This window comes from Mesorhizobium sp. URHB0026, assembly GCF_054059755.1.
Window position 1 is genome coordinate 1778519 of the sequence record NZ_JBSSCN010000001.1, and the last position, 25363, is coordinate 1803881.

Here is a 25363-nt window from a genome sequence, read left to right on the forward strand (position 1 = left end):
CCGCTATCGAGCGGTTTGCAATCATTGGCCACATGCATACATATGGCCGATCAAAGTCAGTCGTACCGCGCCAAATCGCCTTTTGAAGGGATGGTGCGAATCGGAGCCAAGAAATGTCCAATGATTTGACCATGCACGCCACGACCATCGTGACCGTGCGCAAGGGCAACAAGGTGGTGATCGCCGGCGACGGCCAGGTCAGCCTGGGCCAGACCATCATGAAGGGCAATGCCCGCAAAGTGCGCCGCATCGGCAAGGGCGGCAATGTGATTGCCGGTTTCGCGGGCGCCACCGCCGACGCCTTCACGCTGCTGGAACGCCTCGAAGCCAAGCTCGAACAATATCCCGACCAACTGACGCGCGCCTGCGTCGAGCTCGCCAAGGACTGGCGCACCGACCGCTATCTGCGCCGGCTGGAGGCGATGATGCTGGTCGCCGACAAGTCGGTCTCGCTGGCGCTGACCGGCATTGGCGATGTGCTGGAACCCGAACATGGCGTCATGGCCATCGGTTCGGGCGGCAATTACGCGCTGGCCGCGGCGCGCGCGCTGATGGACACCGACAAGGATGCCGAGGAGATCGCCCGCAAGGCGATGCAGATCGCGTCCGACATCTGCGTCTACACCAACAACAATTTTGTCGTCGAAACGCTCGATGCCGCCTGAACCAGACCATGACCCCGCAAAGTGGGAACCGGTTTTCGGAAAAGATCATGGTCAAACAAGAAAGTAGCTACGATTTTCGGCCGGTGACCAAAAAGGACCTGCCGATGATCGCCGGCTGGCTCGCCCAGCCGCATGTCGCGGAGTGGTGGGACGATCCCGAGACGGAAATCGCCGAGATTGCCGATCACATAGACTCGATCTCCGTCGAGCCGCTGATCGTCGAGCTCGACGGAAAGCCGATCGCCTATCTGCAGAGCTATGACCCGCATATGGAAGACGGCCATCCCTATGCCGATCAGCCGTTCGGCACGCTGGGCATCGATGTCTCGATCGGCCGGCCGGAACTGATCGGCATCGGCCATGGCTCGGCCATCGTGCGTCAGTTCGTCGAAGACCTGTTCGAGGAAGGCGTGCCGCGTGTCGTCATCGATCCCGACCCCGCCAATCTCAGGGCCATCCGCGCCTATGAAAAGGCGGGTTTCCGGGCCATTGATCGCAGGCAGTCGATCTATGGCGACGTCGTGCTGATGGCGATCGATGCCGAAGACGCGCAAGAGGGGTAATCCAGGGCATGGTCACATCCAACGAGGACAAGGGCCTTTCGGCCTACGAGGACAGCTGGCGGATGGGGCTGCTGATCGTCGCCGGCCTGCTCGTCGGCCAGGCTCTCACCCTCTACCTGATGGGCCATCCGCCGATCTGCACCTGCGGCTATGTCAAGCTGTGGCATGGCGTCGTCAACAGTTCGGAAAATTCCCAGCACATTTCCGACTGGTACACCTTCTCGCACATCATCCACGGCTTCCTGTTCTATGCGCTGGCCCGGTTCCTGTTCCCGCGCTCGCCGATCGGCTTGCGGCTGGCATTCGCCGTCCTCGTCGAGGGTGGCTGGGAGATCCTCGAAAACAGCCCGTTCATCATCGAGCGCTACCGCGCCGGCACCATTTCGCTCGATTATTACGGCGACTCGATCATCAATTCGGTGTCCGACACACTGGCCATGGTGCTGGGATTTGTGATGGCGCGAAGGCTACCTATATGGGTGATCATCAGCCTCGCCATCCTCTTCGAACTGGGTACCGGCTACCTCATCCGGGACAATCTTACACTCAACGTGATCATGCTGCTGCATCCGTTCGAGGCCATCAAGCAGTGGCAAAGTGGAATTTAGTGATATGAGCACATTTTCTCCCCGCGAAATCGTTTCGGAACTCGACCGCTTCATCATCGGCCAGAAGGACGCCAAGCGCGCCGTGGCCATCGCCTTGCGCAACCGCTGGCGCCGCCAGCAGTTGGAGGGCCAGATGCGCGAAGAGGTGATGCCGAAGAACATCCTGATGATCGGCCCGACCGGCGTCGGCAAGACCGAGATCTCGCGCCGCCTGGCGCGGCTGGCCGGCGCGCCGTTCGTCAAGGTCGAGGCGACCAAGTTCACCGAGGTCGGCTATGTCGGCCGCGACGTCGAACAGATCATCCGCGACCTGGTCGAGATCGCCATCGGGCTGGTTCGCGAAAAGATGCGCGAGGACGTGAAGGCACGCGCCCATGTCAACGCCGAGGAGCGCGTTTTGGAAGCGCTGGTCGGCAAGACGGCGAGCCCGGCGACGCGCGATAGTTTCCGCAAGAAGCTGCGCGACGGCGAACTCGACGACAAGGAAATTGAAATCGAGGTGGCCGACACCGGCAATGGCGGCATGCCCGGCTTCGAAATTCCCGGCATGCCGGGCGCCAATATCGGCGTGCTCAACATCAACGACATGCTGTCGAAGGCAATGGGCGGCAAGAAGACCAAGCTGCGCAAGACGACGGTGAAGGAGTCCTACGACCTGCTGGTCAGCGACGAATCCGACAAGCTGCTCGACCAGGACGAGGTGGTGCGCCGGGCTCTGGACGCCGCGGAAAACGACGGCATCGTCTTCCTCGACGAGATCGACAAGATTGCCGCCAGGTCGGACATTTCGGGCGGCCCGTCGCGGGAAGGCGTGCAGCGCGACCTGCTGCCGCTGGTCGAGGGCACCACGGTGGCGACCAAATACGGGCCGTTGAAGACGGACCATATCCTGTTCATCGCCTCGGGCGCGTTTCACGTCTCGAAGCCGTCAGACCTGTTGCCGGAATTGCAGGGCCGCCTGCCGATCCGCGTCGAACTGCGTGCGCTGGAGAAGGACGACTTCGTCCGCATCCTGACCGAGACCGAGGCCAGCCTGATCAAACAGTATATCGCGCTGATGAAGACCGAAGGCGTCGAGCTGACTTTCACCGACGATGCCATCGATTCGCTGGCCGGCGTCGCCGTCGACCTCAATGCCAGCATCGAGAACATTGGCGCGCGGCGGCTGCAGACGGTGATGGAGCGGGTACTGGACGAGATCTCCTACGATGCGCCGGACCGCAACGGCACGGCCGTCACCATCGATGCCGCCTATGTCCAGAAGCATGTCGGAGACCTCTCCAGAAACACCGATCTGTCGCGGTTCATCCTCTGAACGAAGACGCCGGAGCAGTCCGGCGCGGCATCAAGTAACAACTCCGGCAGGAGCCATGTGTGGCCAGATGGTACCATCTGGCCACCTTTCGTCTCGCCGGATGAAGAGGCGCTCTCGACTCGACTAGGTGCTTTACCTAGTTTGCGCGGCAATTCTCTAGGCGGCGGCGCATGAAAAAACTCATCCTGGTCATTCTCGGCTTGACGCTGGCTGCGACGCTGTTCGCCGCCGACGCGGCGACATTGGTGCCGCCGGGCAACCGCAATGCCGAGCAGCCTGACATTCCCGGCGCCTCCAGCCGCCGCACCCAGGCGACCAGCACCACCTTCCAGGCGAAGTATCGCAAGGTCTATGCCTTGCTGCAGAACGACGCCGATCTGCGCGCCAAGATCAAGAAGGCGGCGAGCGCCTATGGCATTGACCCGATGCACATCGTCGGCGCCATCGTCGGCGAGCACACCTACAATGTCGACGCCTATGACCGGCTGCAGACCTACTATGTCAAGGCGATCTCCTACCTCTCGAGCAAGCTCTCCTTCGCCTATGATGGCGAGGACATCACTGATTTCGTGCAGCGGCCGGAATTCAGAAAATGCGCCGCGATTTCGGACAGCTACGATCTGTGGGAATGCCGCGAACAGGTTTGGAACCGCTCGTTTCGCGGCAAGACCGTCGGCGGCGAGGATTTCCCCGACAACCGTTTCGGCGCCACCTTCTTCCAGCCCTACTATGCCGGCCAGACCTTCGGCCTCGGCCAGCTCAACCCTCTGACCGCCCTGCAGATGAGCGACCTCGTGCACAAGGTGTCGGGCCTGCCGAAGCTCGATGTCTCCGATCCCAACTCGGTCTACAAGACCATCATGGATCCGGACCTGACGCTTCCTTACGTCGCCGCGACGATCAGGAAGTCGATCGACGCCTATAAGAGCATCGCCGGCTTCGACATTTCTGGCAATCCGGGACTGACCGCCACGCTCTACAACGTCGGCAATCCGGAACAGCGCGCCTATGCGCTGAAGGAGGAAAACGAAAAACGCCGCGCCACCGGCGAACCGGAGAAGCTGCCGGAAGAGAATTATTACGGCTGGCTGGTCAACGACAAGCTGGACGAGTTGAGGGCGCTGTTCTAGGCGTGAGAGGATACGCTCGACGATTTCGCCAATCGGTAGCGGTGCGTGAATCGCGGCGAGGTTGCCACAGCCCCCTTCTCCCCGTTCTCCGGGAGAAAGATGCCGGCAGTCAGATGAGGGACGGCTGCGGCATCGACGGGTAGTGCGACCGTTCAGGCCGCCAGCAACGCCTTCAGCTTGACTTCAGGCGATCCCAGCGCGTCCGCCGACGGCTTCGCACGCTTGCCGATCAACATTTCGGCCAGCCTGATGTCGCGTGCCACCGCATTGCCTGGGCCGATTCCGCTGGCCGCCACCAGCCTGCCGTCGTCGGCCAAATGGAACAGGATGAAGGCGCCGTCGCCAAGGTCGCGGCGCACGGCCGTTTTGCCTTCGTCGGAAAGTCCCGCGATCTGCAGGGACAGGCCATACTGATCCGACCAGAACCACGGCACCGCCGCATGCGGCTCGCCAGCGCCCAGCATGTTCTTCGCCGTCAGTGCGCCCTGTTCCTGTGCATTGCGCCATGCCTCCAGCCGCACGCGGCGGCCGCCATAGACGGCAAGCGGGAACGAGCAGCAGTCGCCGGCGGCGAAGATGTCGGGATCGCTGCTGCGCAGTTCTGCGTCGACCGCGATGCCGTTTTCGATGGCCAGGCCGGCTTCCGCCGCGAGCCCGGTCACCGGCACGGCGCCGATGCCGATCACGGCGAGGTCGGCAATGATCTCCCGGCCGCCGGCAAGCGTCACCCGCACCTCCTTGCCGTCGTCGGCGATGGCGGAGATGCCTTCCCCGCAGACCATGTCGACGTCCTCGGCGACATGCGCGTCATGGATGATTTCGGCGATCTCGGCCGGAACGCCGCGCATCAGGATGCGCGACTGCGCCTCGATGACGGTGACCGAAGCGTCAAGCTTGCGCGCCGCCGCGGCAAGCTCGAGGCCGATGAAGCCGCCGCCGATAACCGCGATGCGATTGCCGGCGCTGAGATGAGCGCGGATGGCCAGCGCATCGGCGAAGGTTCTGAGATAGACGCAGCGCCCGCCAAGGCCAGGCATCGGCAGCTTGCGTGGGGTCGAGCCGGTAGCCAGCAGCAGCTTGTCGTAGGGCAGCACCGAGCCGTCGGACAGGCGCACCGTATGCGCCGCGCGATCGATCGCAATGGCCTGAACGGAATGGATATGCCGGATCGACTTTTCAGCCAGGATTTCGTCGCTGGCGATCGCCTTGATTGCAGGCGCGTCGCTGGCCATCGCCTCCTTGGACAGGGGTGGCCTCTCATAGGGCAGATGCGGCTCGTCGCCGACGAGCGTCACCGGCCCGTCATGGCCGAGATCGCGCAGCGTGAGTGCTGCCCGTCCGCCGCATTCGCCGGCCCCGATGATCACCATTCCTGGCGCCATGTCCTTCACCCGATCTGAACCAGCACTTTGCCCGCGTCAACCTTGACCGGATAGGTCCTGAGGTTGACGCAGACCGGCGCGCCCCTGGCCGCGCCCGTCTTGTAGTTGAAGCGGCCATTGTGCTTGGGGCATTCGATGATGTCGTCCATCACCAATCCGTCGGCGAGATGCACCTTCTCATGCGTGCAAAGTCCGTCGGTGGCGAAATAGTCGTTGTCCGGGCTGCGATAGATGGCGAAGGTACGCCCGTCATGATCGAAGCGCATCACATCCTCTTCGTCGATGTCACCGGCGGCACAGGCCTCGACCCAATGGCTCATTCAGTCCTCCCTGCAGTCGTCGGATGTCATTCCGCCGCCGCGGCGACGGTGTCGTTGTGGAATTCCTCGCGGTACGGCCTGGCGGTCGGCGGCAGCTCGCGCTTGAGGAAATAATCCTCGTTGCGCAGCTGGCGGCGGAAGGCCGGGATCATCTCGCGGTAACCGGCCAGGATCGACGGCGTCGGCGCCGGCAGATCATGCTTGATCAGCGCGTGCAGCCTGGGCAGCGCATGATAGGGCACCATCGGGAACATGTGATGTTCGACATGGTAGTTCATGTTCCAGTAGATGAAGCGGCTGATCGGGTTCATGTAGACGGTGCGGCTGTTCAGCCGATGGTCGGTGACGTTGTCGGCAAGGCCGCCATGCTGGAGCAGGCCGACCATCACATGGTGCCAGGCGCCGTAGAGCCTGGGCAGGCCGACCAGCATCAAGGGCAGGAAAGACCCGGCATGGAGCGCCAGCGCTATTGCTCCTGCATAGATGGCCGTCCAGATGCGGGCAATATGGATCGCTTTGGGCTGCTCCTGTTCGGGAATGAAGGTTTTTTCCGCAGCGCTGATGTTGCCGGCGGCGTTGCGCAGCATGTCCGACATTGCGTGCCAGGCGTCGAGCACGCCGACAAAACCAAGGATGAGGCGCGCTAGGTCGGGCGGCCGCATCACCGAGATCTCGGGATCGCGGCCGACGATGATGGTGTCGGTGTGATGGCGCGTGTGGCTCCAGCGCCAGGTCACCGGGTTGCGCATGATCATGAAGCAGGCAATCTGATAGACCGCGTCATTCATCCACTGCGTCCGGAACGCGGTTCCGTGGCCGCATTCGTGCCAGCGTGAATCGGTCGATGAGCCGTAGAGCACGCCGTAGACGAAGAAGAACGGCACGCACAACCAGCTGCCCCAGAACCAGGCGCCGCCGACGCCGCTGATGATGAGGGCGGCCAGCCAGATCGCGGTGTCGCGGATCGCCGGGCCATCGGAGCGCTGCATCAGCTCCTTCATCTGCTTCCGGGGAATGTCGGTGTGATACCACTCGGCCGCCGACAGGCCGTTCTCGACGGCAAGGCGGGCGTCGCGGCCGATCAGGCTGTAGTCACGCCGGGACGGTGCTGCGGTCATGATTGCCTCCCAAGGCAAGGGGCTCGATACCCAGAAATAACGCTCCGCCATGATAGACTCAACATCACAAAGATAGTTTCTATCATTTCCTATCAAAGTCAGGTATCGATATCAGTGAATCGAGCGAGGGGCGATCATGGCGAAACGGCCGACCATCACTGATCTGGCGCGCGTCTCCGGCGTTAGCGTTGCCACGGTGGACCGCGTGCTCAATAATCGCTTGCCGGTGCGCGAGGAAACGGCGCGCCGCGTCTACGAGACCGCGACCGAGATCGGCTATCACGCCGCCGGCCTGATCAAGCAGCGTATGCGCCACGAGTTGCCGGAATACCGGCTGGGTTTCCTGCTTTTGAGGGGCAATGACGTCTTCTACGCGGAGTTCGCGCGGCAGCTCGAACTCGCGGTATCGCAATCCCAGCGCTTCCGCGGCGTCGCCATCATCGACTTCGCCAGTTCGCTGGCGCCGGACGAAATCGTCGACCGCACGCGCAAACTGGCGGCCAAATGCAGGGCGGTCGCCCTGGTCGGGCCGGATCACCCGGCGCTGACGGTCACCGTCGAGGAGATGAAGGCCAAGGGGTTGCCGGTCTTTTCCCTGCTGTCCGACTTCGCGGCCGGCATTCGCGAGGGCTATGTCGGCCTCGACAATCGCAAGGTCGGCCGCACCGCGGCCTGGATGATCTCCAAGGCGGCCAAGCGGCCGGGCAAGGTCGCGCTGTTCGTCGGCAGCCACCGCTTCCACGGTCACGAACTGCGCGAAATCGGCTTCCGCTCCTTCTTCCGCGAACAGGCGCCGGACTTCACCTTGCTGGAAACGCTGGTCAATCTCGAGGCCAACCAGATCACGCAGGACACGCTGCTCGACCTGCTCGGCCGCCACCCGGACCTCGTCGGCTGCTATGTCGCGGGTGGCGGCATGGAAGGCGCGGTCGCGGCGCTGCGGCAGGCCAGGCCCGCCGAGATGCCGGCGGTCGTCTGCAACGAGATATCGGCGGTCTCGCGGTCCGCCTTGGCGGATGGGGTGCTCACCATGGTGATCTCCACGCCGCTGGCCGCCTTGTGCCGCGAACTGCTCGACCTCATGGCGCATGCCATCGAGACGGGTGCGGCCAACGCACCCGGCCAGACCTTCCTGCCGTTCGACATCTACCTGCCCGAGAACATCTAGCGAGCATTGACCTCGGGCACCGCGCCCGATGAGCCGCCACTGGCTGCCGATCCGCAACTACAGCACCAGGGGAAAGAAGCTCCACGCCCGCAGGCGAATTGGAGCTTTCTTCGATCTCAACGGCAAGCTCAGTGTCGAACGGCAAGTGAAGTAGGCGGCGGCGTGCAGGGTCTGGAGAGCGCCGCTCGATCTCTTGTTGCAGAGAGACATCTGGCATTTCTGAACGCCATGCCATCGCCCGCCCACGGCACCCAAGGAATGGACCCGGCGCGCAGACGCCGTTCGGCTCCGCCAGCATCCCCTGTCCGCCAAAATTGCACATCCGGTTCTGGAATCTCCCTTGACGCCTCCCGAGCAAATGGAATAAATATTTCACCAGGCATGTATTTTGGTTCTTTCGTTCCGGAAGATCTGTTTGATCAAGAGGCCTTGGCGTTCCAGCAAACGGCAGGCGCAACCCGGGGAGAGAGACGGTAATCGGGAGAGATTCCCCGGCCAGATCGGGGATTCCGGAGAGATCGGTGCAACCGGACACCAAAAGTGGAGGAGAAATACAATGAAGAAACTGCTTTTGGGCGTCGCCTTCGCGGCGCTGATGAGTTCATCGGCCATGGCCGCCAAGATCGGCGTCTCGATGGCCAAGTTCGACGACAATTTCCTCACCGTGCTGCGCAACGGCATGATCGAGCAGGCCAAGGGCATGAGCGGCGTCGAGCTGCAGGTCGAAGACGCGCAGAACGACGTCGCCAAGCAGCTCGACCAGATCAAGAACTTCGCCGCTTCCGGCGTCGACGCCATCATCGTCAACCCGGTCGACACCTCGGCCACGCAGGCGATGTCGGATGCGGCGGCCGCGGCCAAGATCCCGCTGGTCTACGTCAACCGCCAGCCGGTCAATGTCGACACGCTGCCCGACAACCAGGCCTTCGTCGCCTCGAACGAGGCCGATTCCGGCACGCTCGAAACCAAGGAAGTCTGCCGCCTGTTCAAGGAAGCCGGCAAGAAGGAAGCCAATGTCTATGTGATCATGGGCGAGCTTTCCAACCAGGCCGCCGTGCAGCGCACCAAGGACATCGACGATGTCATCGCCACGCCGGACTGCAGCTTCATCAAGATCATCGACAAGCAGACCTCGAACTGGGATCGCGACCAGGCGCAGAACCTGATGACCAACTGGCTGTCGACCGGCAAGAAGTTCGACGGCGTCATCGCCAACAATGACGAAAGCGCCATCGGCGCCATCCAGGCCATGAAGGCCGCCAACGTCGACATGAAGTCGGTTGTCGTCGGCGGCGTCGACGCCACCCAGGACGCGCTTGCAGCCATGCAGGCGGGCGACCTCGACGCCACCGTGTTCCAGGACGCCGCCGGCCAGGGCGCCGGGGCGCTGGATGCGGCGCTGAAGCTCGCCAAGGGCGAGAAGGTCGAGCACAAGGTCTATGTCCCGTTCCAGCTGGTCACGCCGGCCAACATCGACAAGTTCCTGAAGAAGAACTGAGCCGCGGACATACGGGGCGGCGCTCTCGCACGGCGACAGCGCCGCTCCGCTTCCCTCGGCGCCCGAAAGGTGCTCGGGACGGCCGCGGCTGACGGAGGATAGAAGAATTGGCACAGACATCTCACGGCGTCGGCGGGGTCAGCTATGACGCCAGGAAGCGCACATGGCCGGCCGAATTCAACGTCTTCCTGGCGCTGGTCATCCTCGTCGTCGTCTTCGAATTGATCGGCCGGGTCTTCCTCGGCGACAGCTTTCTGTTCAACACCCGCAGCGACGTCTCCGGCCTCTTCAACGAGGCGCGCCTGCAGATCATCATCCTGCAGGTGTCGATCGTCGGCATCATCGCCATCGGCGTCACCCAGGTGATCATTACGGGTGGCATCGACCTGTCCTCAGGCTCGATCGTCGGCGCGACTGCCATGATCGCCATGAGCTTCGCCCAGGTCGCGACCGTCAACGGCAATCCCAACCCCAAGGCGATGTTCCTGGCCCAGGGCTGGACCGACCTGCCCGTGATCGTCCCGGTGCTGGTGGCGATCGGCTGCGGCCTGCTCGCCGGCCTCGTCAATGGCGCGCTGATCGCCTACACGCGCATCCCGCCCTTCATCGCCACGCTCGGCATGATGGTGACCGCGCGCGGCATCGCCAAATGGTGGTCCAAGGGCCAGCCGATCTCGTTCCCGACGGACAGTTTCGCCGCGATCGGCAAGGGCTTGATGCCCGTCATCATCTTCCTGTCGCTGGCCGTGCTGTTCCAGCTGATCATGACCTACACCAGATACGGCAAGCACTGCTACGCGATCGGCTCCAACGAGGACGCAGCGCGCATGTCTGGCATCAAGATCGCCAACCACAAGATCCTCGTCTATGTCATCGCCGGCATTCTCGCCGCGCTCGCCGCCGTCGTGCTCTCCTCCAAGAACCTCACCGCCCAGGCCGGCATGGGCGTCATGTACGAACTCGATGCCATCGCCATGGCGGTCATCGGCGGCGTCTCGCTGTCGGGCGGCCGTGGCTCCATCATCGGCACGGTGATCGGCGCGCTGATTTTCGGCGTCATCATCTCCGGCTTCACCTTCCTGCGCCTCGACGCCTACTACCAGGAGATGGTCAAGGGCGTGATCATCGTCGGCGCGGTAGTTCTAGACCAGTGGCGCCAACGCATGCGGGCAATGAGGGCTTGACCATGTCAGACATCGTCCTGAAGACCGAGAACCTCACCAAGCGCTATGGCGGCGTGCATGCGCTCGAAGGCGCCAATTTCGAGCTGCGCAAGGGCGAGCACGTCGCCATCATGGGTGACAACGGCGCCGGCAAGTCGACCTTCGTGCGCCAGATCACCGCCGTCGAGCAGCGGACCAGCGGCCAGGTCTGGTTCGATGGCAAGGAAGTGAATTTCGCCGGACCGATCGAGGCCCGCGAGGCAGGCATCGAGACGGTGTTCCAGAACCTGGCTCTGGCCGACGACCTCGACGTGCCGTCGAACCTGTTCCTCGGCCGCGAGAAAGTCCTGTTCAATCTCGGGCCATTCTCGATCCTGGACCGCAAATACATGCGCAAGGCAACCGAGGCGGCGCTGGTCCGCACCGCGGTGAAGATCCCGAACCTCTCCAACACCATCCGCCATATGTCGGGCGGCCAGCGGCAGTGCGTGGCGATCGCCAGGACGGCGACCTTTGCTTCCAAGCTGATCATCATGGACGAGCCCACGGCGGCGCTCGGCGTGCAGGAGACGGCGCAGGTCGAAAACATCATCCGCACGCTGAAGGACAATGGCGAGCCGCTGATCCTGATCAGCCACAACATGCGCCAGGTGTTCGACCTTTGCGACCGCATCGTGGTGTTCCGGCGCGGCCGCATCGTCGCCAATCTGCGCAAGGAAAATACCGACGGGCAGGACATCGTATCCTATATCACCGGCGCCAAGACCGGCGAGGCGGAACTCGCGGCCTAAGGGCCGGGCTCGGAGGCGAGGTCATCGCCTTCCCGTCGATTTGTCTTGACCCGAAAATCGTTCAGCGCCCATGACCGGCGCCCCGCTTCGAACCATCCCCAGAGGAAAATATCCATGACTGTTCGCTTCGCCCTCCTTGGTGCCGGCCGTATCGGCAAGGTCCACGCCCGCGCCGTGGGTTCCAATCCCCAGGCAAAACTGGTCGCCGTGGCCGATGCCTTCGAGAAGGCGGCGAGCGAATTGGCTGTTGCCTATGGCGCCGAGGTGCGCAGCATCGACGAAATCGAGAAGTCCAAGGACATCGACGCGGTCGTCATCTGCACGCCGACCGACACCCATGCCGATCTGATCGAGCGCTTCGCCAAGGCCGGCAAGGCGATCTTCTGCGAGAAGCCGATCGACCTCGACGTCAAGCGGGTCGAGCAGTGCCTGGCCGTTGTCGACATGGCCAAGGCGACCCTGATGGTCGGCTTCAACAGGCGTTTCGATCCGCATTTCGCCGCCGTGCGCAAGGCTATCGTCGATGGCGCCATCGGCACGGTCGAGATGGTCACCATCACCTCGCGCGATCCCGGCGCGCCACCCATCGACTACATCAAGCGTTCGGGCGGCATTTTTCGCGACATGACCATTCATGATTTCGACATGGCGCGCTTTCTGCTCGGCGAGGAGCCCGTCGCGGTCAGCGCGCACGCCTCGGTGCTGGTCGACAAGAAAATCGGCGAAGCCGGCGATTTCGACTCGGTCAGCGTCATCCTCGAAACGGCTTCGGGCAAGCAGGCAGTCATCTCCAATTCGCGCCGCGCCACATATGGCTACGACCAGCGCATCGAGGTGCACGGCTCGAAGGGCATGGTGGCGGCCGAGAACCAGCGGCCGGTGTCGATCGAACTCGCCAACGAAAAGGGCTATACGCGCCCGCCGCTGCACGACTTCTTCATGACCCGCTACCTCGACGCCTATGCCCTCGAGATCGCCGCCTTCATCGCGGCGGCGACATCCGGCAAGAAGGCGGCGCCGAGCGGCGCTGACGGCCTGGTGGCGCTGAAGCTGGCCGATGCGGCGCTGAAGTCGGCGACCACGGGCAAGACCATTCGTCTCGACAAGTAAGAACCGGACCCCCAAGGCACAGGAGTAGAGCGATGAGCGCATCCGCCGATCGCAATTCGAATACACGCGCCATCGTCACCGGCGGTGCGCAAGGCATAGGATTCGCGGTCGCCGAAGCGCTGGCCGACGAAGGCTGCCGGGCGCTGGCGCTCATCGGCCGCTCGCAGGAGAAGGGCGACAAGGCTGTTGCTCATTTCAAGAAATCGGGCGTCGACGCGATCTTCATCAGCGCCGACGTCTCCAAGGTTGCCGACTGCAAGCGCGCGGTCGCCACCGCGATCTCGCATTTCGGCACGCTCAACGCGCTGGTCAACGCCGCCGCCACCTCGGCGCGCGGCACGCTGGTCGAGACGTCAGAAGAGCTATTCGACCAGATATTCGACACCAATGTGCGCGGCCCGTTTTTCCTGATGCAGGGCGTGGTGGCGCATCTCTTGGAGAAAAAGGCGCCCGGGTCGATCGTCAACGTACTGTCGATGTCGGCGCATACCGGGCAGTCCTTCCTGACGCCCTATTCGACCAGCAAGGGCGCGCTGATGACACTGACCAAGAACGTCGCCAACGCCTATCGCTTCAACCGCATCCGCTGCAACGCCGTGCTGCCCGGCTGGATGGACACCGAGGGCGAGGACATCGTGCAGAAGAAATGGCACGACGCGCCCGACGACTGGCTGGCGAAGGCCGAAGCCGCGCAGCCGATGGGCCAATTGGTCAAGCCGGACCAGCTCGCGCGGCTGATCAGCTACATGGTCAGCCCGCAATCGGGCGTCATGACCGGATCGCTGGTCGACTACGACCAGAGCGTTGCTGGGTCTTTGCCGGAGTAGCTTCATGCGAGCGATCTGCGGGGCGCACATTGAACCTATCCTATGTCAGTCTTTGTGAAATCCTGACCGGTGTAGAGCAAAGCCAAATTATATGCCTTGCAACAGGCATAGGAAAAGCAATCGCCCATATTGAGCTGCGCCGGCGAATTGACACCCTTGCCGTAGTTTTGTGCGGCTTCGATGGCGAGCCGCCCGACTTCGGCCGAAATGACGACCTCGCCGATCCCCAAATCCTGCACGAAACGGTCCACGGCCGCATTCGCCTTTGCGACCGCCGTCGGTTGGACGGGTGAAGGCAGGGGGGTCTTTGAACGCGCCAAGGCCATTGCGGTCTCGAAACGAACGACCGCCGAAATGAAGAAAGGCCCGCCATGGGCATCCATCCGGGCGGCTAGTTCTCCTGCCGTGGGCTCCGGACGCAACAGAGCGACGACCGCCGAAGCGTCAATGAACAAGCTCATAATCCCCCTGAAAGCTCGTCCGAATAGGCTCTCATATCGAAGTCAGGATTATCCGCTCCGATTTCACCAGCCATTCTGACTGCCTCCGCCAAGCGTTCCGATACAGTTTGGACACTGCGGGCGCGCTCAATTTCATGCGTCAGGGCGCGGCGAACCGCCTCGGCTTTACTCGGCGCCTTTGTGAGGCGCTGCACCTCAAGTACCAGCCGGTCGACTTCTCGGTCCTTCACATAAAGCGGCATCGGAGCATATCCTTTTTGGAATATCCAACATATACCTTCCTGCATATTCAAACAAGACCGCCATCAGGTGCGTGACATTAAACGCGAGTTCGGCTATAGCCCACGCATGATCAACCTGACCGCCACGTATTGGTACTTTAGGAGCTCGCTGGCGGCGGGAGGATTGCGCTCGATCTGAAGATTGCAGCAACAAGATCCGAACAGCCGCCAGACCTGGCGGCTTTTTTGTTTCAGCCGGCAGGTTCCCAAACAGGAGCAGAAAGCCGTGTTGACCACCACAGACGACCTCCGGGTCAAGGAACTGAGACTGCTGAGCACGCCGGACGAGGTGATGCGCGAGATACCGCGCTCACTCACGGCGACACGCACCGTTGCCGCCTCGCGCAACGCCATTCACTCCATCCTCACCGGGACCGACGATCGGCTTGTCGTCATCGTTGGCCCTTGTTCCATTCACGATCCGGTCGCGGCCGTTGAATATGCCAGCCGTCTGGCGGCGCTGCGCGAGGCACTGTCCGACCGGCTTGAGATCGTCATGCGCGTCTATTTCGAAAAGCCGCGCACGACGGTCGGCTGGAAAGGCCTGATCAACGATCCCGACCTCGACGGCAGCTTCAACATCGACAAGGGGCTGCGGATGGCGCGCAACGTGCTGTCCGCCGTCAACAATCTCGGCCTGCCGGCGGCGACCGAATTCCTCGACATGACGACGCCGCAATACATCGCCGACCTCGTCGCTTGGGGCGCCATCGGCGCGCGGACGACCGAGAGCCAGATCCATCGCGAGCTGGCCTCGGGTCTCTCCTGCCCGGTCGGCTTCAAGAACGGCACCGACGGCAATCTCAGGATCGCCGGCGAGGCGGTGAAGTCGGCCGCCCAGCCGCATCATTTCATGGCGGTGACCAAGGGCGGACGCAGCGCCATCGCGGCGACGACCGGAAACGAGGATTGCCACGTCATCCTGCGTGGTGGCGTTCAGCCCAATTACGATGCGGCAAGCGTCGAAGCCGCATCGGTCGAACTCGTCCGCGTCGGTATCGCCCCCCGTCTGATGATCGATGTCAGCCACGCCAACTCAACCAAGAAGCCGGAGAACCAGCCCAAGGTCGCGGCCGACGTCGCTGGCCAGGTCGCGGCGGGCGACGAGCGCATCATCGGCGTCATGATCGAGAGCAATCTCGTCGCCGGCCGGCAGGATGTGATGGCCGGCAAGCCGCTGGTCTACGGCCAGAGCATCACCGATGGCTGTATCGACTGGGCGACCACCGAGACCGTGCTGCACGGCCTTGCCGGCGCTGTCGAATGGCGCCGCTCGGCACGCCGCGCGATCATGGAGAGCCGGCAGGGCGCCGCCTGATCTGGTTGGAGCATAAGGGCGGCGCTTCCAGTTTCAGCCCAGGACCACGCCGCTCTTAGGCCCCGCAGCTCCCCACCTCCTTGCATGCCGCCGATCCGCGTGTTACATACTGAACCAAATGGTTCAGTATCATCCTGCCCGCCTGGATGCATCGTTCGCCGCGCTCTCGGACGCCACCCGACGCGGGGTTCTGGAGCAGCTCGGCCGTGCGGATGCTTCGATCACGGACCTGGCCCAGAAATTCCACATGACCCTCACGGGCATGAAGAAGCATGTCGGCGTCCTGGAGCAGGCGGGCCTCGTCACGACGCGGAAGGTCGGGCGCGTGCGGACCTGCAAGCTCGGCCTGCGCCGCCTGGAGGAGGAGACGGCATGGATCGAGAGATACCGCCAGCTCTGGGCCGCACGCTTCGACGAGCTGGATAAGGTTGTCGAGGAATTGAAACGGAAGGAGGAAGCCGATGGACCAAAAGAGAGCGAATGAGCCCACCCCCATGCAGAACCGCACGACGGTGGAACGAAAGTCCGACCGGGAGCTGGTCGTCACGCGAAGCTTCGACGCGCCGGCCCGCATCGTCTTTGAAGCGTGGACAAAGCCCGAGCTGTTCAAGCAGTGGTGGGCGCCGAAGTCGATGGGCATGTTGCTGCGTTCGTGCGAGATGGATGTTCGTGCGGGAGGCGGGTACCGTTTGGTGTTCGGGCATGATGACTCGCACCCTGCCGAATTCTTCGGCAGGTATCTCGAAGTGTCACCGCCCCCTCGCGCCTCGTCTGGACCAATGACGAAGGTGGTGACGATGGCCCCGTCACCACGGTGACCTTCGAGGAGAAAGGCGGCAAGACGCTGCTCATCATGCATGAGCTTTATCCCTCGAAGAAAGCCCTCGACGCCGCCGGCACCGGGGCGGCGGATGCGATGGCCGAGACGTTCGGGCAGTTGGACGAGCTTCTCCCCACGCTGCGGCAGGGCGCCGCCTGATCCGGCCGGCGCCAGAAGGGCGGCGGTTCGGTTCAGCCCGAGACTACGCCGCCCTCAGCCCTTCCCATACAGTGAACACGGAGACCGCGAAGAGCAGCAGCCCGGCCGCCCGGCCGGCAAGAATGGTTACCCGTGGATTGGCGATCAGAAGCTTGCGGCTGCGGCCGGCCGATATTGCGAGCCCGCCATAGATCGCGGCCTGCGTCAGCACGGTCAGCAGGCCCATCGCCGTAGCCTGCATCCAGATCGGGCCGTACACAGGTTTCAGGAACTGCGGATAGACGGCGAGCACGAAGAGATAGGCCTTCGGGTTGATCAGGCAGGTCACCAAGCCTTGGCGAAACGCCTTCCATGCCGAGCGGCTGCCGGCGGGCTCGTCGTGACCGACAGTGATGGAGCTGCGCATCAGTGCAATGCCGATGAAGGCCATGTAGGCGGCGCCGGCAATCAGCAGCGGCTTGAACAGGATCGGCACGAAATGCATAAGCAGGCCGACGCCTATCGCGCCGTTCAGCGTGTGCACCATGCCGCCGACCATGATGCCTCCGGTCGCGGCAAGACCCCTGTCGCGCCCGCCGGTCAACGCATTGGCAAGCACGAACAGCATGTCCATGCCTGGAACGGCGATGATGCCGAACAGGAGGATAAAAAACAGCCAGAGGTTTTCAGCATAGCCCATGTCAGTTGCCTGTTCTCACGCTCGGCTCAGCCTCGGCCGAACCCGTTGATTTTCAAACCGATAGGCAGTCCTATAGGCTGGCCCAACTGACGATGGTGTGTCAGTTGTAATTGGTACCGGGTTAGAAAAATGCGCAAGGCGTCACGCCTGTTCGAGATCATCCAGATCCTGCGGCTGGCGCGCCAGCCGGTGACGGCGTCAATGATCGCCGGCCAGCTGGAAGTGACGATCCGCTCGATCTATCGCGACATCGTGGCGCTGCAGGCGATGCGCGTGCCGATCGAGGGCGGGCGTGGCATCGGCTACATCCTGCGCCCCGGCTTCGACTTGCCGCCGCTGATGTTTTCGATCGAGGAAATGGAGGCGATCGTCCTGTCGCTGGCGCTGCTGGAGCGCACGGGCGACGACGAGCTCAAGCAGGCGGCCAAGCGCGTCGGCGCCAAGATCGCCGGCGCCGTGCCGCCGCCCTTGCGCCAGACGCTCGACGCCAATGCACTGCATGCGTGGGGATTCGCCGCGCCCTCCGCAGGTGCGATCGATCTGGCGCTGGTGCGCCGCGCCATACGCGACGAGGAGAAGCTCGAGCTCTCCTATCGCGACGAACTTGGCCGCGCTTCCGAGCGCCTCATCCGCCCGATCGCTCTGATCTACTACGCCGAAACCGCCAACATCGTCGCCTGGTGCGAGCTGCGCCAGGCGATCCGCAATTTCCGCAGCGACCGGATCGAGGATTGTCGGCCGACCGGGCTACGTTTCAAGGGCGAAGGCGATCGTTTGCGGCAGGTCTGGGTCGATGGATGGGAAGTCAATGCAGCGGCCGCCGGCTAAAGCGACCAGCGCAGCGAACCCTACCTTACATCCACCCAGCGCTTCTCCTCGAAGGAGCGCGCCATGGCGTGCACGGTGCGCTCGATCTCCAGCCCTTCGGCGAACTCGATGAGCCGGGCCGGCTTGCCGGCAATCCGTGTCAGCAATTCGTGGCATTCGATGATCTTGAGGTCGTTGAAGCCGAGGCCGTGGCCGGGCGCCGGCACGAAGAGGTCATAGGGTCTGTGCTGCGGCGCCACCAGAATGGTGCGATAGCCCTGTTCGGTGGCTCGGTCGGACGTCAGGTAGAGCTGGAATTCGTTCATCCGCTCCTGGTCGAACAGGATCGACCCCTTGGAGCCGAAGATCTGGATGGCGATGCGGCCCTTGCGGCCCCAGGCCGAGCGGTTGACCTGCAGCGTTCCGGCAATGCCGTTCTCCAGATGCATCAGCACGCTGGCGATGTCGTAGGTCTCCACCGCGCGTCGGCCGCCTGAAGCAAGCTTGCGGTCGGCATAGGGCTTGGCCATGTCGCAGATGACGCTGCCGACGCGGCCGAACAGCGCCGAGACCAGCGACAGCGGATGCACGGCGAAATCGTCGAGCGCGCCATAGCCGGAAGTCGCCTCGTGCTTCCAGAAGAACAGCGCCTCGGGATCGGCCATGAAGTCCTCGTCCATCTCGATGCGCAGATGGTTGACCTCGCCGATGATCTTTTCGTCGAGCAGCGCGCCGATGTGACGGATGGCCGGGCTCTGGATGTAGTTGTAGCCAAGCGCCGCGACCTTGCCTGATTTCTTCGCCGCGGCCGCCATCGCTTCGGCTTCGGCAAAGCTCGGCGCCATCGGCTTTTCGCACCACAGATGCTTGCCGGCTTCGAGGACAGCGATGGCCATTTCCGGATGGAACTGGTTGGGCGTTGTCAGCGACACGATATCGACCTCCGGGTCGTTGACGACGGCGCGCCAGTCACTGGTGGCCTTGGCGAAGCCGAACTCGCCGGCCTTGCGCTTGGCGAGATCCTCATTGACCTCGCCGAGATGGACGAGCCGTGGCTTGGCCGCATCGGGGAAGACGGCCCCGACGGCGCTCCACGCGATGGCGTGGCATTTGCCCATGAAACCCGTGCCGATAAGACCGACGCCGACCATTTTTTGTTCCTTCGCTGCCACAAAACCCGAGTGGATGAATTAGTCCATTTTTTCTAGGAATGGAATGTCTGCCTCATTTTTTATGGCGTTCTTGCGCAGGCTCGCTATGATGGGGCAGAGAGGGTGTCCAGACAGGCTTGGGCAGAGGGACGATGGACGAACAGGTACCTCGCGACTTCGAGACGCTGCGTGCCACGATTCTGGACCGGCGCGAGACCCTGCCCAAGCGCATCGCCCAGATCGCCGCCTATGCGCTAGACAATCCCGACGACATCGCCTTCGGTACCGCCGCCAGCATCGCCGCTTCGGCCGGCGTGCAGCCCTCGACCCTGATCCGTTTTGCCCAGCAACTTGGCTTCGACGGTTTTACCAGCCTGCAGCAGGTATTCCGCGAGCGGCTGCGCGAGCGCAACTCTTCCTATGACGAGCGGCTGCAGGCGCTGCGCGCCAAGGCCGAGGGCGGCGCCGGCCACCGGGCGATCTTCGACGGCTTCATCGCCGCCGCCAGCACCTCGCTCAACGACATTTCCCGCACCCTGGACGATGCGCATCTGGAAGAGGCAATTTCGCTGCTGGCGAAGGCGCAGACCATCTATGTCTTGGCCAAGCGGCGCTCCTATCCGGTGGCTTCCTACATCGCCTATGCGCTCGGCAAGCTGAAGATCCGCAACCAGCTGATCGAATCGGCAGCCGGCCTGAATGCCGAGATGGTCGGCTTCGCCACACCGGCGGACGCCGTCATCGCCATCAGCTTCTCGCCCTACGCACCGGCCACGATCGAGGAGGCGCGTGCCATTTCCGAGCAGGGCGTGCCGATCGTCGCCATAACCGACAGCTCGTTCTCGCCGCTCGCCCAGTTCGCCAGGGTCTGGTTCGAGGTTGCCGAGGCGGATTTCGCCGGCTTCCGTTCGCTGTCGGCGACAATGGCGCTGGCCATGGCGCTGACCGTCGGCGTCGGCGAGAAGCGGCGCGACGCCAGCCGTAAGCGCAAGGCTTGATCAGGCATTCCATCAAGGCAATTTTAGCCAAGGGAACGCTCATTCCATATTGACTATGGATTGGAATTATTATTTCATATTGCCGGCGCCACGCAGCCGCTCGCGCGTGTTACCCAAACAATGTGTCCATGACGACACGACCGACGGGAGGTTCCAATGAGCGAAGCCGTGGACGCAAGACAGGCGCCGCTCGATGTCATCACCATCGGCCGCGCGTCCGTCGACCTCTATGGCCAGCAGATCGGATCGCGGCTGGAGGACATCACCTCCTTCGCCAAGTCGGTCGGCGGCTGCCCGGCCAATATTTCCGTCGGCACGGCGCGGCTCGGGCTGCGCTCGGCTCTGCTGACGCGCGTCGGCGACGAGCAGATGGGCCGCTTCATCCGCGAACAGCTGAAACGCGAAGGCGTCAACACCGACGGTTTGAAGACCGACAAGGAGCGGTTGACCGCGCTGGTTCTGCTTTCGGTCGAGAGCGAAGGCGTTTCGCCGATGATTTTCTACCGATCCGACTGTGCCGACATGGCGCTGGCCGAGGAGGATATCGATGAGGCGTTTATTGCTTCGGCCCGTTCGATCGTCGTCACCGGGACGCATTTTTCCCGCCCCAACAGCGATGCCGCCCAGCGCAAGGCGATCCGCATCATGAAGGCCAGGAGTGGCAAGGTCGTGTTCGATATCGACTATCGCCCGAATTTGTGGGGCCTTGCCGGCCACGCCGAAGGATTTGAGCGCTATGTCAAATCCGACCGCGTCTCGGCCCGGTTGAAGACGGTGCTGCCCGATTGCGACCTCATCGTCGGCACCGAGGAAGAGATCATGATCGCGTCCGGCGCCGACGACTGCCTGAGCGCGCTGAAGACGATACGCTCACTGTCCTCGGCCACCATCGTCCTGAAGCGCGGCGCCATGGGCTGCATCGTCTATGACGGACCGATCAGCGACGATCTCGAGGACGGCGTCGTCGGCAAGGGTTTCCCGATCGAGATCTACAATGTGCTTGGCGCCGGTGACGCCTTCATGTCCGGTCTGTTGCGCGCCTGGCTCGGCGGTGAAAGCCTTGCCACGGCGGCGACCTGGGCCAATGCCTGCGGCGCCTTCGCCGTGTCGCGGCTGCTCTGCGCGCCTGAATACCCGACCTTCGAGGAGCTGCAGTTCTTCCTCGATAACGGCAGCAAGCATCGCGCGCTGCGCAAGGACGAGGCGATCAACCACATCCATTGGGCGACGACACGCCGGCGCGACATCCCCTCGCTGATGGCGCTCGCCTGCGATCACCGTGTGCAGCTCGAGGATGTGGCGGCCAGGACAGGTGCCGATCCGGCACGCATCCGCGATTTCAAGGTGCTGGCGGTCAAGGCAGCGGCCAAGGTCGCCGCCGGCCGCGACGGCTATGGCATGCTGATCGACGAGAAACATGGCCGCGAGGCGATGTTCGAATTCGCCCGCCACCCCTTCGCCTGGCTCGGACGACCGGTGGAACTGCCTGGCTCGCGGCCGCTGCGCTTCGAATTCTCGCAGGACATCGGCTCGCAGCTTACCGAATGGCCTGTCGACCACTGCATCAAGTGCCTGTGCTTCTATCATCCCGACGATCCGGCGGAACTGAAGGAAGAACAACAGCAGAAGCTGCGCGCGCTGTTCGAGGCCGCGCGCAAAGTTGGCCGTGAACTTCTCATCGAGATCATCGCCGGCAAGCACGGCAAGCTCGACGACACGACCATCCCGCGCGCGCTGGAGGAACTCTATGCGCTCGGCATCAAGCCGGACTGGTGGAAACTCGAACCGCAGGCGTCGAGCGGCGCCTGGGCGAAGATCGAGGCGGTGATCCTGAAGCACGACCCCTGGTGCCGCGGCATCGTCCTGCTTGGCCTGGAGGCGCCGCAGGACGAGCTGGAGGCCGCTTTCGCCGCCACGGCCAACGCGCCTATCGTCAAGGGCTTTGCCGTCGGGCGCACCATCTTCGTCCACGCAGCCGAACAATGGCTGGCCGGCAGGATGTCGGATGACGAGGCAGTCGCCGACATGGCGTCGCGTTTCGAACAGTTGACCGAAGCGTGGCTTGCCGCGCGCGGCCGCAAGGCGGCATAACAACACGCAACGGTGTAGCGACTGCGGAGGAAAACACCATGAGCAAGACAATCCGCCTGACGATGGCGCAGGCGCTGACCCGCTTCCTGTCTCGCCAGATGACCGAGATCGACGGGAGAAAAACGCCGATCTTCGGCGGCGTCTGGGCTATCTTCGGCCATGGCAATGTCGCCGGCATCGGCGAGGCGCTCTACGAGGTGCGCGACGAATTGCCGACCTTCCGCGCCCACAATGAGCAGGCGATGGCGCATGCGGCGATCGCCTATGGCAAGGCCAATTTCCGCCGCCGCTTCATGGCCGCGACCTCTTCGATCGGCCCCGGCGCGATGAACATGGTGACGGCGGCGGCCCTTGCCCACGTAAACAGGTTGCCCGTCCTGTTTTTGCCGGGCGACGTCTTTGCCAACCGCATTCCCGATCCCGTGCTGCAGCAGGCCGAGGATTTTTCCGACGGCACGGCGACGGTCAACGACTGCTTCCGCCCCGTGTCGCGCTATTTCGACCGCATCACCCGGCCGGAGCAGATCATTCCGGCGCTGAGCCGCGCCATGCAGGTGCTGACCGATCCGGCCGAATGCGGCCCGGTGACTTTGTCGCTCTGCCAGGACGTGCAGGCCGAGGCCCATGACTATCCCGAGAGCTTCTTTGCCGAGCGGATCTGGCGTCAGCGCCGGCCGCGCCCGGACCGTGGCGAACTGGCGGCGGCCGTGGCGGCGCTCAAGGGAGCCAGGAAGCCGCTGATCATCGCCGGCGGCGGCGTGCTCTACTCTCAGGCTTCGGACGAACTGGCCAAATTCGCCCAAGCCGCCGGCATCCCGGTCTGCGAAACGCAAGGCGGCAAGTCCTCGCTGCAGGACGATCACCAGCTCAACATGGCGGCGGTGGGTGTTACCGGCACTTCGGCCGCCAACCGGCTGGCGGAAGAGGCCGATGTCGTGCTCGCCATCGGCACGCGGCTGCAGGATTTCACCACTGGCTCGTGGGCGCTGTTCAAGAATTCCGGCAAGACCATCATCGGGCTCAACGTGCAGCCCTTCGATGCCGGCAAGCACCGGGCGCTGCCGCTGGTCGCGGATGCCTGGGAAGGGCTGGCCGAGTTGGGAACCGCGCTGCAAGGCTGGAAGGCGCCTGCCGCCTGGACCGACAATGCGGCCGCCGGCAAGAAGGCCTGGCAGGCCGACGCGGCCAAGGTGACGGCCTCGACCAACGCTGCTTTCCCCTCGGATGCGCAGGTGATCGGCGCCGTGCAGCGCGCCATGGGCTCAGGCGTGACGCTGCTGCATGCGGCAGGCGGCCTTCCGGGCGAACTGCACAAGCTCTGGCAGGCCGGCGCGCCCGGCTCCTACCATGCCGAATATGGCTTCTCGACCATGGGTTACGAGATCGCCGGCGGGCTCGGCACCAAGATGGCCAAGCCCGACGAGGAGGTCGTCGTCATGATCGGCGACGGCTCCTACCTGATGCTCAACTCCGAGATCGCCACCTCGGTGATGCTCGGCCTGAAGCTGACCGTCGTGCTGCTCGACAACAGGGGGTTTGGCTGCATCAACCGGCTGCAGATGGCGACCGGCGGCGCCAACTTCAACAATCTCTTGCAGGACTCGCGCCACGAAATCCTGCCCGACATCGACTTTGCCGCGCATGCGGCAAGCATGGGCGCGATAGCCGAGAAAGTGCCATCGATCGCCGAGCTGGAAAACGCGCTGCAAAAAGCCAAGAAGAACGATCGCACCACCGTGCTGGTCATCGACACCGATCCGCTGGTTTCGACCGATGCCGGCGGCCATTGGTGGGATGTGGCGGTGCCCGAGGTCTCGGCGCGGCCTCAAGTGAACGCCGCGCGCAAGGCCTATGACGAGAAGCGGCGGATGCAGAACGTCGGCGATTGATATCGACCGCCCAAGCTCCTCCCTTCTCCCCGTCACTATACGGGGAGAAGGTGCCGGCAGGCGGATGAGGGGCGGCGCCAACAGACAAGAAATGAAACTGTTTTTGGGACCGGAGTGACGACTTGAAAGCCAAATTGGGCATGTCCCCCATCGCATGGTGGAACGACGATCTTGCCGAACTGAGCGATGACGTGTCGCTGGAGGAATGTCTGCGCCAGTCGCGCTCGGCCGGCTTCACAGGCATGGAGATGGGCCGGCGCTTTCCCAACGACCCCGCCATCATGCTGCCGATCCTGAAGGCCGCCGACGTGACGCTGTGCGGCGGCTGGTTTTCGGGCACGCTGGTCGATGAGGAGATGGCTGCCAACAAGGATCGCGTCCAGCCGATGATCGACCTGTTCAAGGCGGTCGACGCGCCCTGCATCGTCTATGGCGAGGTCGGCCGCTCGATCCAGGGCGACCGTACCAAGCCGCTCGCCACCAAGCCGAAGCTCACTGGCGACGAGATGAAGGCCTACGCGCGGCGCCTGACCGAATTCGGCGAATGGTGCGCCGGGCAAGGCATGCCGCTGTCCTATCACCATCACATGGCGGCTGTGGTCGAGACCGAGCCGGAGCTCGATGCCTTCATGCGCCATTCCGGCGAAGGCATCCCACTGCTGCTCGATGCCGGACACCTCGCCTTTGCCGGCGGCGACGTGCTGCGCGCCATCGACAACCACCACAAGCGCATCAGCCACGTCCATGTGAAGGACGTGCGCATGGGCGTGATCGAGAAGCTCGACCGCACCAGGCAATCTTTCCTCGATGCGGTGGCGCTCGGCGCCTTCACCGTGCCGGGCGACGGATCGCTCGATTTCGGCGCGATCGTGCGGCGCTTCGCCGACCATGGCTATGAAGGCTGGTTCGTGGTCGAGGCCGAACAGGACCCGAAGAAGAACCCGCCGTTGAAGATGGCGCAGGTTGGCCACAGGGAGCTGATGCGGGTGATGACATCAGCCGGCTACACGGTGGAGACGCAAGGTTTTCCGAATGCCTGAAGACTGGATTC

At 63.4% G+C, this 25363-nt stretch carries 26 protein-coding genes and 1 pseudogene; 20 read left to right on the forward strand and 7 right to left on the reverse strand.

The genetic code is table 11. The features are described 5' to 3' along the window. The first annotated feature begins 113 nt into the window (after positions 1-113). From hslV to ACVWWD_RS09025, 5 genes are all read left to right on the forward strand, one after another. Positions 114-665 carry an ATP-dependent protease subunit HslV gene (hslV, locus tag ACVWWD_RS09005; RefSeq protein ID WP_352546392.1) on the forward strand — a complete coding sequence of 184 codons (552 nt, stop codon included), beginning with the start codon at positions 114-116 and terminating at the stop codon, positions 663-665. Between the two features lie 47 nt (positions 666-712). Further along, complete coding sequence (locus ACVWWD_RS09010; RefSeq protein WP_023781893.1) at positions 713-1228, forward strand: GNAT family N-acetyltransferase; 516 nt, start codon at positions 713-715, stop codon at positions 1226-1228. Between the two features lie 8 nt (positions 1229-1236). Then, on the forward strand, positions 1237-1836 hold the full coding sequence (locus ACVWWD_RS09015; protein ID WP_023772150.1) for a DUF2585 domain-containing protein: 600 nt from the start codon (positions 1237-1239) through the stop codon (positions 1834-1836). A 4-nt stretch (positions 1837-1840) separates the two neighbouring features. Next, positions 1841-3151: an ATP-dependent protease ATPase subunit HslU gene (hslU, locus tag ACVWWD_RS09020; protein WP_015314577.1), complete on the forward strand. Its 1311-nt coding sequence runs from the start codon at positions 1841-1843 to the stop codon at positions 3149-3151. 170 nt (positions 3152-3321) lie between these two features. Then, complete coding sequence (locus tag ACVWWD_RS09025; RefSeq protein ID WP_023772151.1) at positions 3322-4281, forward strand: DUF1402 family protein; 960 nt, start codon at positions 3322-3324, stop codon at positions 4279-4281. Positions 4282-4433: 152 nt separating this feature from the next. On the opposite strand, the gene ACVWWD_RS09030 is transcribed toward ACVWWD_RS09025, so the two are convergent. From ACVWWD_RS09030 to ACVWWD_RS09040, 3 genes are read right to left on the reverse strand one after another with little or no spacing between them, the layout of a single operon-like run. Continuing rightward, positions 4434-5651 carry an NAD(P)/FAD-dependent oxidoreductase gene (locus ACVWWD_RS09030; RefSeq protein WP_352546393.1) on the reverse strand — a complete coding sequence of 406 codons (1218 nt, stop codon included), beginning with the start codon at positions 5649-5651 and terminating at the stop codon, positions 4434-4436. Between the two features lie 17 nt (positions 5652-5668). Next, positions 5669-5983 carry a MocE family 2Fe-2S type ferredoxin gene (locus ACVWWD_RS09035; RefSeq protein WP_023772153.1) on the reverse strand — a complete coding sequence of 105 codons (315 nt, stop codon included), beginning with the start codon at positions 5981-5983 and terminating at the stop codon, positions 5669-5671. Positions 5984-6009: 26 nt separating this feature from the next. Next, positions 6010-7101 carry a fatty acid desaturase family protein gene (locus ACVWWD_RS09040; RefSeq protein ID WP_023793201.1) on the reverse strand — a complete coding sequence of 364 codons (1092 nt, stop codon included), beginning with the start codon at positions 7099-7101 and terminating at the stop codon, positions 6010-6012. A gap of 136 nt (positions 7102-7237) precedes the next feature. Between ACVWWD_RS09040 and ACVWWD_RS09045 the strand changes: the two genes are divergently transcribed. The 7 genes from ACVWWD_RS09045 (at position 7238) to ACVWWD_RS09075 (ending at position 13658) form a co-directional block, all read left to right on the forward strand. Then, positions 7238-8269, forward strand: coding sequence for a LacI family DNA-binding transcriptional regulator (locus tag ACVWWD_RS09045; protein ID WP_352546394.1), 1032 nt, complete (start codon positions 7238-7240; stop codon positions 8267-8269). A gap of 28 nt (positions 8270-8297) precedes the next feature. Then, positions 8298-8423 carry a hypothetical protein gene (locus tag ACVWWD_RS09050; RefSeq protein ID WP_352546395.1) on the forward strand — a complete coding sequence of 42 codons (126 nt, stop codon included), beginning with the start codon at positions 8298-8300 and terminating at the stop codon, positions 8421-8423. 402 nt (positions 8424-8825) lie between these two features. After that, positions 8826-9767: a sugar ABC transporter substrate-binding protein gene (locus ACVWWD_RS09055; protein WP_023772156.1), complete on the forward strand. Its 942-nt coding sequence runs from the start codon at positions 8826-8828 to the stop codon at positions 9765-9767. A gap of 107 nt (positions 9768-9874) precedes the next feature. Then, a complete protein-coding gene (locus tag ACVWWD_RS09060) occupies positions 9875-10951 on the forward strand; it encodes an ABC transporter permease (RefSeq protein ID WP_023772157.1) in 1077 nt (358 codons plus the stop codon). 2 nt (positions 10952-10953) lie between these two features. Beyond that, positions 10954-11721, forward strand: a complete 768-nt coding sequence (locus ACVWWD_RS09065) for an ATP-binding cassette domain-containing protein (protein WP_023772158.1) — start codon at positions 10954-10956, stop codon at positions 11719-11721. Between the two features lie 114 nt (positions 11722-11835). After that, complete coding sequence (gene iolG, locus ACVWWD_RS09070) at positions 11836-12831, forward strand: inositol 2-dehydrogenase (protein WP_352546396.1); 996 nt, start codon at positions 11836-11838, stop codon at positions 12829-12831. Between the two features lie 32 nt (positions 12832-12863). Continuing rightward, the gene (locus tag ACVWWD_RS09075) at positions 12864-13658 is read left to right on the forward strand and encodes an SDR family oxidoreductase (protein WP_352546397.1); all 795 of its coding nucleotides are present in this window, start codon (positions 12864-12866) and stop codon (positions 13656-13658) included. Between the two features lie 35 nt (positions 13659-13693). Here the strand turns inward: ACVWWD_RS09075 and ACVWWD_RS09080 are convergent, their stop codons facing one another. Then, a complete protein-coding gene (locus ACVWWD_RS09080) occupies positions 13694-14119 on the reverse strand; it encodes a type II toxin-antitoxin system VapC family toxin (RefSeq protein ID WP_031240294.1) in 426 nt (141 codons plus the stop codon). Then, the gene (locus ACVWWD_RS09085) at positions 14116-14361 is read right to left on the reverse strand and encodes a type II toxin-antitoxin system VapB family antitoxin (RefSeq protein WP_140615375.1); all 246 of its coding nucleotides are present in this window, start codon (positions 14359-14361) and stop codon (positions 14116-14118) included. The genes ACVWWD_RS09080 and ACVWWD_RS09085 overlap by 4 nt, the downstream gene beginning before the upstream one ends. A 265-nt stretch (positions 14362-14626) precedes the next feature. Here ACVWWD_RS09085 and ACVWWD_RS09090 point away from each other — a divergent pair, with 265 nt between their 5' ends. The 3 genes and pseudogenes from ACVWWD_RS09090 to ACVWWD_RS09100 all read left to right on the forward strand — a co-directional run bounded on the left by ACVWWD_RS09090 (position 14627) and on the right by ACVWWD_RS09100 (position 16697). Next, positions 14627-15718 carry a 3-deoxy-7-phosphoheptulonate synthase gene (locus ACVWWD_RS09090; RefSeq protein WP_023772163.1) on the forward strand — a complete coding sequence of 364 codons (1092 nt, stop codon included), beginning with the start codon at positions 14627-14629 and terminating at the stop codon, positions 15716-15718. A 118-nt stretch (positions 15719-15836) separates the two neighbouring features. Beyond that, on the forward strand, positions 15837-16202 hold the full coding sequence (locus ACVWWD_RS09095; RefSeq protein WP_352546398.1) for an ArsR/SmtB family transcription factor: 366 nt from the start codon (positions 15837-15839) through the stop codon (positions 16200-16202). Next, positions 16180-16697: pseudogene (locus ACVWWD_RS09100) on the forward strand (SRPBCC family protein). Before ACVWWD_RS09095 ends, ACVWWD_RS09100 begins: the two are co-directional and overlap by 23 nt. 43 nt (positions 16698-16740) lie before the next feature. Here the strand turns inward: ACVWWD_RS09100 and ACVWWD_RS09105 are convergent. Further along, positions 16741-17376 (reverse strand): LysE family translocator, encoded by a 636-nt coding sequence (locus ACVWWD_RS09105; protein ID WP_352546400.1) that lies wholly within the window; start codon positions 17374-17376, stop codon positions 16741-16743. Between the two features lie 129 nt (positions 17377-17505). Between ACVWWD_RS09105 and ACVWWD_RS09110 the strand changes: the two genes are divergently transcribed. Beyond that, on the forward strand, positions 17506-18204 hold the full coding sequence (locus ACVWWD_RS09110; protein ID WP_023781882.1) for a helix-turn-helix transcriptional regulator: 699 nt from the start codon (positions 17506-17508) through the stop codon (positions 18202-18204). A gap of 20 nt (positions 18205-18224) precedes the next feature. Here the strand turns inward: ACVWWD_RS09110 and ACVWWD_RS09115 are convergent, their stop codons facing one another. Beyond that, positions 18225-19334, reverse strand: a complete 1110-nt coding sequence (locus tag ACVWWD_RS09115) for a Gfo/Idh/MocA family protein (protein WP_352546402.1) — start codon at positions 19332-19334, stop codon at positions 18225-18227. A 152-nt stretch (positions 19335-19486) separates the two neighbouring features. Here ACVWWD_RS09115 and ACVWWD_RS09120 point away from each other — a divergent pair, with 152 nt between their 5' ends. From ACVWWD_RS09120 to iolE, 4 genes are all read left to right on the forward strand, one after another. Continuing rightward, positions 19487-20332, forward strand: a complete 846-nt coding sequence (locus ACVWWD_RS09120; protein WP_023772168.1) for a MurR/RpiR family transcriptional regulator — start codon at positions 19487-19489, stop codon at positions 20330-20332. A 156-nt stretch (positions 20333-20488) separates the two neighbouring features. Further along, a complete protein-coding gene (locus tag ACVWWD_RS09125) occupies positions 20489-22423 on the forward strand; it encodes a bifunctional 5-dehydro-2-deoxygluconokinase/5-dehydro-2-deoxyphosphogluconate aldolase (RefSeq protein WP_352546403.1) in 1935 nt (644 codons plus the stop codon). 38 nt (positions 22424-22461) lie between these two features. After that, complete coding sequence (gene iolD / locus ACVWWD_RS09130; RefSeq protein ID WP_352546404.1) at positions 22462-24312, forward strand: 3D-(3,5/4)-trihydroxycyclohexane-1,2-dione acylhydrolase (decyclizing); 1851 nt, start codon at positions 22462-22464, stop codon at positions 24310-24312. 122 nt (positions 24313-24434) lie between these two features. Next, positions 24435-25352 (forward strand): myo-inosose-2 dehydratase, encoded by a 918-nt coding sequence (iolE, locus tag ACVWWD_RS09135; RefSeq protein ID WP_352546405.1) that lies wholly within the window; start codon positions 24435-24437, stop codon positions 25350-25352. Positions 25353-25363: the final 11 nt, after the last annotated feature.